The organism is Paraburkholderia tuberum STM678 (assembly GCF_902833905.1).
Taxonomy (GTDB): domain Bacteria; phylum Pseudomonadota; class Gammaproteobacteria; order Burkholderiales; family Burkholderiaceae; genus Paraburkholderia; species Paraburkholderia tuberum.
Window position 1 is genome coordinate 22578 of sequence record NZ_CADFGP010000069.1, and the last position, 11682, is coordinate 34259.

At 62.8% G+C, this 11682-nt stretch carries 7 protein-coding genes and 1 pseudogene; 6 read left to right on the forward strand and 2 right to left on the reverse strand.

All coding sequences use genetic code 11. From position 1 onward, the window contains the following. Positions 1–150: 150 nt before the first annotated feature. A complete protein-coding gene (gene cobA / locus HWY30_RS35260) occupies positions 151–963 on the reverse strand; it encodes a uroporphyrinogen-III C-methyltransferase (RefSeq protein WP_167368855.1) in 813 nt (270 codons plus the stop codon). 759 nt (positions 964–1722) lie between these two features. On the opposite strand from cobA, the gene nirB reads away from it, so the two are divergent. The 5 genes from nirB (at position 1723) to HWY30_RS35285 (ending at position 9769) form a co-directional block, all read left to right on the forward strand. Then, complete coding sequence (nirB, locus tag HWY30_RS35265) at positions 1723–4263, forward strand: nitrite reductase large subunit NirB (protein ID WP_090812632.1); 2541 nt, start codon at positions 1723–1725, stop codon at positions 4261–4263. A 32-nt stretch (positions 4264–4295) separates the two neighbouring features. Continuing rightward, complete coding sequence (gene nirD / locus HWY30_RS35270) at positions 4296–4643, forward strand: nitrite reductase small subunit NirD (protein ID WP_090812420.1); 348 nt, start codon at positions 4296–4298, stop codon at positions 4641–4643. Continuing rightward, positions 4640–5911 carry an NAD(P)/FAD-dependent oxidoreductase gene (locus HWY30_RS35275; protein WP_090812421.1) on the forward strand — a complete coding sequence of 424 codons (1272 nt, stop codon included), beginning with the start codon at positions 4640–4642 and terminating at the stop codon, positions 5909–5911. The genes nirD and HWY30_RS35275 overlap by 4 nt, the downstream gene beginning before the upstream one ends. Positions 5912–5924: 13 nt before the next feature. After that, entirely contained in the window at positions 5925–8732 is a 2808-nt protein-coding gene (locus tag HWY30_RS35280) for a nitrate reductase (protein ID WP_090812422.1), read from the forward strand. Positions 8733–9064: 332 nt separating this feature from the next. Next, positions 9065–9769: an IS6 family transposase gene (locus tag HWY30_RS35285; protein WP_090812423.1), complete on the forward strand. Its 705-nt coding sequence runs from the start codon at positions 9065–9067 to the stop codon at positions 9767–9769. A gap of 56 nt (positions 9770–9825) precedes the next feature. Here the strand turns inward: HWY30_RS35285 and HWY30_RS35290 are convergent. Continuing rightward, a pseudogene (locus HWY30_RS35290) lies at positions 9826–11526 on the reverse strand (TonB-dependent receptor); the annotation flags it as partial. 50 nt (positions 11527–11576) lie between these two features. Between HWY30_RS35290 and HWY30_RS35295 the strand changes: the two are divergent. Beyond that, the coding region (locus HWY30_RS35295; RefSeq protein WP_176078980.1) for a helix-turn-helix domain-containing protein at positions 11577–11682 on the forward strand (106 nt) is incomplete at its 3' end.

Genomic DNA, 11682 nt, shown 5'->3' on the forward strand with positions numbered 1-11682 from the left:
CAGCCTGAAGGTGTGAATCGTCAGTTCTATTGCTGAGTGAGGCGACCGGTGTGTGCAAAGCGGATCGCCGCTGTCATATCCCAACGCCGTATGTAAAACGGCCCGCGTCAGACGACGCGGGCCTAAGCCGTCTAGCGTTTGACGTCTGGATCATGCGCTGCGCAAGACCGCCTCGCGCTCGTAGCGTTGCACGTGAGAAGTGGACGGCAATTCAATAGACACGTCCGCCACCGACTCGTGCATAGCATGCGCCACGGCCTCGCCAATCACCTTGCCAACCAGAATGACAGCCGGGCTGCCGAAGCCGGCGGCATGCGCACGCGCTTCAAGCGTGTCGAGCATCGCGAGCACGTGCCGCTCCGCAGCGCTGCCCGCCGATTGCACCACCGCAGCAGGCGTGTCGTGCGGCAGGGCTGACATCAGCGCGGCACACAGGCTGTCGATGCGGCTCATGCCCATGTAAATGGCGAGCGTCGTGCCGGTGGCGGCCAGCGCGGCCCAGTCTGGCTCGCTGTCGTCGCGCAGGTGCGCCGTGATAAACGTCACGCCCGGGCAGTGATTGCGATGCGTGAGCGAAATACCGAGACCTGCTGCCGCGGCAAAACCCGACGAAATGCCATTGACGATTTCAAACGGTATCTGTGCGCGCCGCAAATCCGCCAGTTCTTCGCCGGCGCGTCCAAACAGCAGGGCGTCGCCGCCTTTCACGCGTACCACGTGACGGCCGGCGCGCGCGTAGCGCAGTAGCAGGCGCTGAATGAACGCCTGCGGGGTCGACTTGCAGCCGCCGCGCTTGCCAACGCGAATCACGCGCGCCTGCGGCGCAAGCGACACGATCTCCGGATTGACGAGGTCGTCGAGCAGCACGACATCGGCGCTTGCCAGCAGCCTTGCTGCCCTGATCGTGAGCAGATCGAGGTCGCCTGGACCCGCGCTGAGTAAAGTGACCTTGCCCGTTGCCATGGTGATGTCCTTGTACGTCCTGAGGCGGCCGGTTCGATGGCCGGTTGGACGAGCGCTGCGCCAAATGCAAACGGCGTCCGCTCGTCGTGTTTAACGAGGGGACGCCGTTGTCCTGATCTGGGTTGCCTGCGCTGCCGGGGGCGCATTGCGCACCATCTGCAGCGTGATTCCATGTGCCGGCACCGTTGCCGCGCGCATCGATAGAGGCAATATCCACGCCAGACAGTGCCGACGCGGGCAGCAGCGCAGAACGCGCGACGACGCCATCCATGCAGGCCAGATGTGACGATGCACTGCGAGGCCGGGCCGGCTCGCGGGTGCTATCACATCGGGCCGCGCAATACACCGCGAAAAACCTCTGGTCTGCTCACTAATCTGGGTTCACGAGCAAAGCCAAAGCAGGCCATCTTCACCCGACCCGCTGCACGGATGATGTGCTGCATTGCACCACCGTCGTGCCATGCCCGGCAAAATGCATCTTCCTGTTGCGCCCCAAACCAGGGCTGAGATCCAATAACGCCTGTGGCTCGGGCCACTACGGCCGATGTGCCGCCTGGCACGGCCTTTGCATAAATCAAGGCAGCGGATCAACGATGATCCGGCCAGCACGCAGCAAAAGTCATTCTGTAGGTCATTATTTTTTGGACAACGGCGTCCCCTGAATTCAGTCATCTGACGACTGGATCCGCGGGACGCCTTTTTATTTGCCGGACGAAAATCATGCCGCGAACCGCGCTGGGAATGGATGAGACACCCGTCATGAACGTTGTCGTCATTGGCCACGGGATGGTGGGTCACAAGCTTCTTGAATGTCTTGTGGACGACGCGAGGTCTGCGCTGCACGTCACCGTGCTGTGCGAGGAGCCGCGTCCCGCATATGACCGCGTGCATCTGTCCGAATTCTTTTCCGGCAAGTCCGCAGAGGATCTGTCGCTCGTGAAGCCAGGTTTCTTCGAGCGCGAGAGCGTGCTGCTCAAGCTCAACACGAAGGCGGTCTCGATCGACCGGGAGGCCCACACCGTGAGCGTCTCGAGCGGCGAGACGCTTTCCTATGACAAACTGGTGCTCGCGACCGGTTCCTCGCCGTTCGTTCCGCCAATGGCAGGCAGTGATCGTCAGGACTGCTTCGTCTATCGCACCATCGAAGATCTCGAAGCGATGCAGGCGTGCGGCGCGCGGGCGAAGTCGGGTGTCGTGGTGGGCGGCGGCCTGCTGGGGCTTGAATGCGCGAAGGCGCTGCATGACATGGGACTGGCCGCGCATGTCGTCGAGTTTGCACCGCGGCTGATGGCGGTGCAGGTCGACGACGGCGGCGGTCGGGTTCTGCGCAGCAGGATCGAGGAGCTGGGCGTGCAGGTCCATACGGCCAAGCACACGCTCGCCATCGTCGATGGCGAAGCGGGCACGCACCGCATGCAGTTCGCCGACGGCACGCATCTCGACACCGACATGATCGTGTTCTCCGCCGGTATCCGTCCGCGCGACGAGATCGCGCGTGCGTGCGGCCTGGAACTGGGTCCGCGTGGCGGCGTCTCGATCGATGCGAACTGCCGCACCAGCGACCCCGACATCTACGCGATCGGCGAATGCGCGGCGTGGAACGGCATGGTGTACGGCCTGGTTGCGCCTGGCTACGACATGGCGCGCGTCGCCGCGAAGCACCTGCTCGGCGATGATGCGGGCTTCGCCGGCGCGGACATGAGCACCAAGCTCAAGCTGATGGGCGTGGATGTCGCGAGCATCGGCGACGCGCACGGCAAGACGCCGGGCAGCCGCACGTACCAGTTCAGCGACGAACTCAAACAGGTCTACAAGAAGCTGGTGGTGTCGGAGTGCGGCAAGCAGTTGCTCGGCGCCGTGATGGTGGGCGATGCGGCCGAATATGGCACGCTGCTGCAGATGATGCTGAACAGCATCGAGCTGCCCGAAGCGCCGGAGTTCCTGATCCTGCCGCAAAGCGACGGCAAGGCCAAACCCGGACTTGGGGTCGACGCGCTGCCCGCAGCCGCGCAGATCTGCTCGTGCAACAACGTCTCCAAGGGCGAAATCTGCGCGGCGGTGTGCGCGGGCGCGACCAGTATTGGCGCGGTGAAGAGCGCGACATGCGCCGGCACCGCATGCGGCGGCTGCGTGCCGCTTGTCACGCAGGTGATGAAGGCCGAGATGAAGAAGCAGGGCCTCGCGGTGAACAACCACCTGTGCGAGCACTTCCCGTACTCGCGCCAGGAGCTGTATCACCTCGTCCGCGTCGAGCGCGTGAGGACCTTTGGCGCGTTGCTGGAAAAGCACGGCCATGGCCTCGGCTGCGATATCTGCAAGCCCGCGGTCGCCGGAATCCTGGCGTCGTGCTGGAACGAGTTCGTGCTGAAGAAGGAACATGCAGGCCTGCAGGACTCGAACGACTACTACCTCGCCAACATCCAGCGTGACGGCACCTACTCGGTCGTGCCGCGCATGCCGGGGGGCGAGGTCACCCCGGAAGGCCTGATCGCCATCGGCCAGGTGGCGAAGAAGTACGGCCTCTATACAAAGATTACAGGCGGCCAGCGCGTCGATCTGTTCGGCGCGCGTGTTGATCAACTGCCGCTGATCTGGGAAGAACTGATCGCGGCCGGCTTCGAATCCGGCCATGCCTACGGCAAGTCGCTGCGCACCGTGAAGTCGTGCGTCGGCTCGACGTGGTGCCGCTACGGCGTCGGCGATTCGGTGGGCCTCGCCGTTGCGATGGAAAACCGCTACAAGGGCCTGCGTTCGCCGCACAAGATCAAGTTCGGCGTGTCGGGCTGCACCCGCGAATGCGCGGAAGCGCAGGGCAAGGACGTCGGCATCATCGCCACCGAGAAGGGCTGGAATCTCTACGTGTGCGGCAACGGCGGGATGAAGCCGCGACATGCCGAACTGCTCGCGTCGGATCTGGACCGCGAGACGCTGGTGCGCTACATCGACCGCTTCCTGATGCTCTATGTCCGCACCGCCGACCGTTTGCAGCGCACCAGCGTCTGGCGCGACAACCTCGAGGGCGGGCTGCAATACCTGATCGACGTCGTCGTGCACGACAAGCTCGGACTCGCGGCGGAGCTGGAGGGGGAAATGCAGCACGTGATCGATACCTACGAGTGCGAGTGGAAGAGGGCCGTGACCGATCCCGAAACGCGCAAGCGCTTCCGCCATTTCGTCAACAGCGACAAGCTCGACGACAACGTGACCTTCGTCGAGGAGCGCGGCCAGATCCGTCCCGCAACGCAGGAAGAGCGGCAAGCGCGGCAGTTCCCGATTCCCGTGGTCGCCGAGACCGTCTGACCATCCACCACCCTGACCGTGAGGAAGCCAGCATGAGTAACGATCAAACTCCGCAAGCCTGGATGCCCGTGTGCGCGCTCGACGACATTGTTCCCAATACGGGCGTCTGTGCGCTCGTCAACGGCGAGCAGGTAGCGGTATTTCATGTCGCGCACGGTGAGGGCAGCGTGTTCGCAATCGACAACTTCGATCCGGGTTCGCACGCGGCGGTGCTCTCGCGTGGGCTGATCGGCAACCTCGGCGAGCGCATCGTGGTGGCCTCGCCGATCTACAAGCATCATTTCGATCTGCGCACCGGCGAGTGCCTCGAGGCGCCCGAGCATTCCGTCAGCGCCTACCCGGTGCGTGTCGAGAGCGGCAAGGTGTGGGTCGCGGCATGAGACACGCAATCGACGCGCAGACCTCAGGAGGCGCAGCGTTCGACGCGCCTTCGCGCCCGCGCCTCGTTGTCATCGGCAATGGCATGGCGGGCATGCGCACCGTCGAGGAACTGCTGAAGCTCGCACCGGGCCTCTACGACATCACCGTATTCGGTGCCGAGCCGTACGGCAACTACAACCGCATCCTGCTCTCACCGGTGCTGGCGGGCGAGAAGAGTGTCGACGACATCATCCTCAACACGCGTGACTGGTACGCAGACAACGGTATCCAGCTGCATGCTGGCGACCCGGTGGCCGCGATCGATCGCAGGCGCCGCATCGTGCGCTCGCAAAGCGGCTTCGAGGTGGGCTACGACCGGTTGCTGATCGCGACCGGCTCCAAGCCTTTCGTGGTTCCGGTGCCGGGTCACGAGCTGCCCGGGGTGATCGCTTTTCGCGACATCCAGGACGTCGAAACAATGCTCGCCGCAGCGCGCAGTCACCGTCACGCAGTGGTGATCGGCGGCGGTCTGCTCGGGCTGGAGGCCGCGAACGGGCTCATGCGCCAGGGCATGTCGGTCACGGTGGTGCACGTCATGGACAGCCTGATGGAGCGCCAGCTCGACCGGAGCGCGGCGGCCCTGCTGCAGCAGACGCTGGAGCGCAAAGGGTTGCGTTTCCTGCTGAACGCCAACACCGTCGAAATCGTCGGGCCGGATCGTGTGACTGCAGTGCGTTTTGACAACGGTGCGGAGATCCCCGCCGACCTGGTTGTCATGGCGGTCGGGGTGCGCCCGAATATTGACCTCGCGAAACAGGCCGGGCTGCACTGCGAGCGTGCGATTGTCGTCGATGACACGCTGCAGACCTACGATCCGCGTGTCTACGCCGTCGGCGAATGCGTGCAGCACCGGACGGCAACCTTCGGTCTTGTCGCGCCGATCTGGGATCAGGCGCGCGTGTGCGGCGCCCACCTGGCGGGCGCCGGCCACCGCCGTTACGTGCAGAGCGCGACGGCGACCAGGTTGAAAGTCACCGGCGTCGAGCTGTATTCCGCTGGCGACTTCACCGGCGGTCCGGACAGTGAAGACCTGGTGCTGCGCGATCCGCGACGCGGCGTCTACAAGCGCCTCGTGATCGAGGATAACCGGGTGATCGGCGCAGTCCTCTATGGCGACGTCAGCGAGGGCGCGTGGTATTTCGAACTGATCCAGAACCGCACCGACATTTCTCCGCTGCGCAGCCAGCTGCTATTTGGCCGGGCCCTCTGCGAGGCTCAGCCCGCCTGAACCGGAACCCAACGTGAGTCTTCCCATCGTCATTTCCAGTACGCCTGACGGTAGCCGTGACGCTGTCAGGACCACCTGTCCATACTGCGGCGTCGGTTGCGGCGTACGCGCGAGCGCGCGCCCAGACGGCCAGCACGACATCGCCGGTGACGAACTCCACCCGGCGAACTTCGGTCGGCTGTGCGTGAAAGGCTCAGCCCTCGGCGAAACCATCGGACTCGATGGACGGCTGCTCCATCCGAAGCTGCGCGAGCCGGCGAGCGGCGCGTTGCGCCCCGTGTCATGGAACGATGCGCTCGACACGGTCGCTGACGGCTTTCGCCGGATCATCGATCAACACGGCCCGGATGCTGTCGCCCTGTACGTCTCAGGACAGTTGCTGACTGAGGACTATTACGTCGCGAACAAACTGATGAAGGGCTATATCGGCAGCGCGAATATCGACACCAATTCACGCCTGTGCATGTCGTCCTCCGTCGCCGGTCACAAACGGGCCTTCGGCGAAGACCTGGTGCCGGTGTGCTACGACGATCTCGAACTGGCGGACCTCGTCGTGCTGGTCGGTTCGAATACGGCGTGGTGCCATCCGATCCTGTTCCAGCGGATCATCAGGATCAAGGAGACGCGCCCCGATATGAAGGTCGTCGTGATCGACCCGCGCTATACCGCGACCTGCGAAATGGCTGACCTGCACCTGCCGCTGCGCGCGGGCACCGACGTCTGGCTGTTCAACGGTTTGCTCAGTTTTCTCGCGGAACACGGCGCGATCGATGCGGAGTTCGTCGACGCGCATACGGCCGGCTATGCGCAGGCGCTCGATACCGCTACAGCCGGCGCAGCAACCGCGTTTGACCTCGCGCAATGTGCAAAGGCCTGCAAGGTCGATCCGCACGATCTCCTCGAGTTCTATCGACTCTTCGCGCGCACCGAGCGGGTGGTGACGGTGTATTCGCAGGGAGTGAACCAGTCGAGCTCCGGCACGGACAAGGTCAACAGCATTATCAATTGTCATCTGCTGACGGGCCGTATCGGCAGACCAGGCATGGGGCCGTTCTCGTTCACCGGACAGCCGAATGCGATGGGTGGGCGTGAGGTCGGTGGTCTGGCGAACACGCTCGCCGCCCATCTGGAACTCGACAACCCGCGGCATCGCGAACTGGTCCAGACATTCTGGGGATCGCCCGTCGTCGCTTCGCGGCCAGGACTCAAGGCGGTCGAACTCTTCGAGGCGATCGGGAACGGCCGGATCAAGGCGGTCTGGATCATGGGCACGAACCCGGTCGTCAGCCTGCCCGACGGCGACCAGGCGAAGCGCGCGCTCGCGCGCTGTGAACTCGTCGTCTGCTCCGACATTGTCGAGAACACGGACACCAATGCGTTTGCGCATATCCTGCTGCCGGCGCTCGGCTGGGGAGAAAAGGACGGCACCGTCACCAATTCCGAGCGCAGGATCTCGCGCCAGCGTGCGTTTCTTCCGGCGCCCGGAGAAGCACGCGCGGACTGGCGGATCATCTGCGACGTTGCACAGCGGATGGGCTATCCGGGCTTCGAGTTCTCCAGCCAGTACGAGATTTTCGATGAGCATGCGCGGCTGAGTGCGTGGCGTAACGAGGGTCGCCAGAGCGCTGACGGAACCGGCGACGAACTTGTCGACGGCGACCTGCGTCGCGCGTTCAACCTGGCTGGTCTTGTTGGCCTCGGTCGCGAACGTTACGCTGCGTTGCAGCCTATCCAGTGGCCCGTTCTCACGCAGAAAGACGCGGCATTGGCGGGCACCGCGCGTCTTTTTGGTGACCGTCGCTTTAGCCACGTGGACGGCAAGGCGCGTTTCGTCGCCACGCCACCCCGCGCCCCGGTCAATGCGCCGGATGACGAATATCCGCTGACGTTGAATACCGGCCGGGTGCGCGACCAGTGGCACACCATGACCCGAACGGGCAAGTCGGAGAAACTTGCCAGTCATGTCACGGAGGCGTTTGTCGACATGCATCCGCAGGATGCACTGTCGTGCGGCGTGCGTGAAGGCGACCTCGCGCGCGTGTCGAGTCGCTGGGGTGCGATGGTCGCACGCGTGCAATACGGCGGCGGCATGCCGCGCGGCAGCGTGTTCATCCCCATTCACTGGAACGATCAGGTTGCCTCCGATGCACGCGTGGGTGCGGTGGTGAATCCCGAAGTCGATCCGGTTTCTGGCGAGCCTGAGTTCAAACACACTCCGGTTCGGGTCGACAGGTTCCACGTTGCCTGGCACGGTTTCTCACTGAGCCGGCACATTCCGGTGCTGGACAGCGTGACGTACTGGACACGCATTCACGGCACGCAGTTTGTGCGCTACGAACTCGCGGGCCGCAACCCGCTCGCCGATCACGGTGATCCTGGCGTCTGGGCGCGCGCGCTGTTCGGCATCGACGATGCTCATGCCGACTGGCTCGAATACGAGGACCGTGCCGCGGGCGTGTATCGCGCGGTTCATCTGGTCGACGACCGTATCGAGAACTGCATTTTCCTGTCGGCGCAATCCGAATTGCCGGCGCGCGCGTGGCTCGCGAGCCTGTTTGCGAAGGACCGGCTCGACGAGGCGGACCGCATTGGCCTGCTGCCTGGCCAACCGATCGGTAAGGGCACCGATACGGGACCCACAGTCTGTTCGTGCTTCGGTGTTGGGCGCAATACGATCTGTGCAGCAATTCGCGAGCAGGGACTGAAGACCGCCGCGGAGATTACCGCGTGCCTGAAAGCCGGCGGCAACTGCGGGTCCTGCGTGCCGGAACTGAAGAAGCTGCTGGTGGACACCGAACTGGCGCGATTGAGCATCGCCTGAAGGAGACTAACGTTTCATGCTGAAGAGACTTAAAACCATGCTGGCCGTGATCAAACCTGGCGATCCTTTCTTCGCTTGCCATGACGACACCAACGTCAGCCCGTCAGGTTCAGAAGGTGTCGGAGAGGGACACCTGCGACATACGGCGAATCTTCGCGCCTCACATCCGAGCGAACGAGAGCGGTATGACCGTGCGCGGCGCCGCACCCGCAAGTCGGGCGCAGCCGTGGGGCCGGCGCACCCTGGCACGCCATGTTCGCATCGCCATTGACGGTTCCGTCGCAATAAGGCGTTCGGTTATGCTGTCGGTTCCGAGCGGAGCGATGTGAGCGATGAAGGAAAAGCTGAATGGGGCGGTGGCAAAAGTGCTCAAGCGCCTGCACTACCCACTGGACGTGATGTTGCTGTGTGTGCGGTGGTATGTGGCGTATCCGTTGAGCTTGCGCCAGCTCAAGGAAATGATGGCCGAGCGCGGTATCCCGGTCGATCATTCGACCGTGCACCGCTGGGCCATCAAGTTGCTGCCGGTGCTTGAAAAAGCGTTTCGCCGCTGCAAGCGCGCTGTGGGCAGGAGCTGGCGGATGGACGAAACCTATGTCAGGGTCCGGGGCGAATGGCGGTATCTTTACCGCGCGGTGGACAAGGCCGGCCAGACGGTCGATTTCCTGCTGCGGGCCCATCGTGACAAGGCGGCAGCACGACGGTACTTTGAAAAATCGATCGACCAGAACGGCGAGCCCGAAACCGTGACGGTCGATAAAAGTGGGGCCAATCGGGCCGCGCTGCAGGCCCTGAATGCTGAGCGCGAAACACCTATCCAGATCCGCCAGAACAAGTATCTGAACAACCTGATCGAACAGGACCATCGGGCGATCAAGCGTCGCACGCGGCCCATGCTGGGGTTCAAGAATTTTCGCTGCGCCCGCATTCTTCTGGGTGGCATTGAGGTCATGCATATGATCAAGAAAGGGCAGATGAAAAGCGCAGGAAAAATCTGTCCTTCTGTTGCGCAGCAGTTCTACTCGCTTGCAACGTAAGCACTACTCGATATTTCGCTTTCGCTCATCTCGATTCTCTTATCGCGACAAAAGCGTCGGCCTTCGACATAGAAGGTGCGGCCCGGGTATGGGTGGTAGACGAAATAACGCGAATCGAAAATATTGTCGACGCCCACACCGATCTCACTCAGCTTCGTCGGCCGGAACGTGAACTTCGCATCCGCAACCGTATACGTGCTCGTCCCGCCGAACACATCCGGATTCGAGTCGGTATTGGCCAGCGTGTTGTACTGCCGCCCCGAATAGCGCACCGCGAGCGTCAGCGCCGAACGGGCGTCGAAGTGATACGTGGCGGCAACGTTCGCGCGCCACAGCGGAATCCGGTAGAAGTATTTGCCTACCGTCGCGGGGTTCTGCGCATTGGCAAGAATCTTCGACTGCGTGTACGCCGCGTTCGCAATCAGGTCGAGGCCGCGCACGAACACGTCCTGCCCCTGATAGCTGGTTTCCACGCCGCGCGAGCGCACCTTGCCGATGTTCTGGAAGTTCGTGATGTTCGGAATCACGGTCGTGTCGGTCTGGCTGAAAATCGTGTTCTTCACGTCGTCCTGAAACAGCGACAGCCGGAACAAACCGTTCCAGTGCGCCCATTCCGCGGTCAACTCTTTTGAGAGGTCGTCCTCGGGCTGCAGATTCGGGTTGTTGTTGATGATCGACGAACCGTTGATCTGCCCCTGGAACAGTTCTCCGACTGTCGGGAAACGGTACGCGCGAGCGATCGATGCACGCAGCGTCAGGTCGTCGGTGACGTCGAATGACAGTGACGCCTTTGGCGAAAAATGATGCTGGTCGGCACCGGCAATGGGCAGAGTCGTCGCACTGAGCGACTGGGAGCCGTCGTAGGCGCGCCAGTCCTCATAGCGCACACCGTAGACGAATTTCCAGCGCGGCAGAAAGCGCCACGCGTCCTGCGCATAGGCAGCCTGTGTCTGCGTGCGGCCCTTGAACGCGTTAGCGAAGCTGCTTGCGGAACCGTCGCGCCATGCCGCGGTATTGAAGGTTTCGTTGTCGAGGAAATAGTTGTCGTAGTGATATCCGAACGTGAGCGCGTGATTCCAGAAACCTGCCTGCGGCGCCGCCGGTGTGTAGGTGGTCTTCAGGTCCAGCGTCTTCCAGCCGGTGCCGTCCCCGAACGTAACGACGCCCGGTCCGTTGCCGGGTCCGCCAGCGTTGGCGGTGCGTGCAACGCTGTTCGACACGTCATAGTACGATGCGATCGCTTCGCCGTTCCAGCCGGTAGCGTTGTGCGTCTTCAGCCACGCGCCATACAGCCAGTTCTCGCTGGTGCCGAGACTTGGTGCGAACGCGGCGGCCGGAATGTTGTACTCGAATCCGTTGATCGCGACCTTGCCGCTATATACCGGATTGCCGTTCGCATCCCGCAGGAATGTCGACGTCTCGCTGTTATAGGTCTGATGCCAGTAGCCAAGCGTGAAGCCGGCCTGCACGGTCGGCGTGAAGTCGTACTGCATCTTCAGTTTCAGCTGGTCCTGGATCGTTCGTTCGATCCCTTCGCCGTTCACGCCGAGGACTGCGGTCGGCGCATTGGTCTGGTTGTTATAGAAATACGCGCCGGTGACCGGCGTGTCGCCGGGTTTTGCAGGCGTGGTCGATTTTGCAAGCGTGGCGAACTGCAAAGGCTGACTCGTGTTCTCGAAGTGATTGGCACCGACAAAATACGAGAACTTGCCGATACGGTCGCCAATCGTCGCGCTCGTCTCAGTGCCGTTAAAACTCGGCGCGATCAAATTTGAAGTGCAACACCTTGCTCGTGTAAGGTGTGCCAATGCAAAAAAGAAGTTACCAACAACTGCAGCCTGAAGAACGCATGACGATTGCAAGCATGAAGCAGCAGGGTTCGAGTGTTCGGGCCATGGCCCGAACACTCGGCC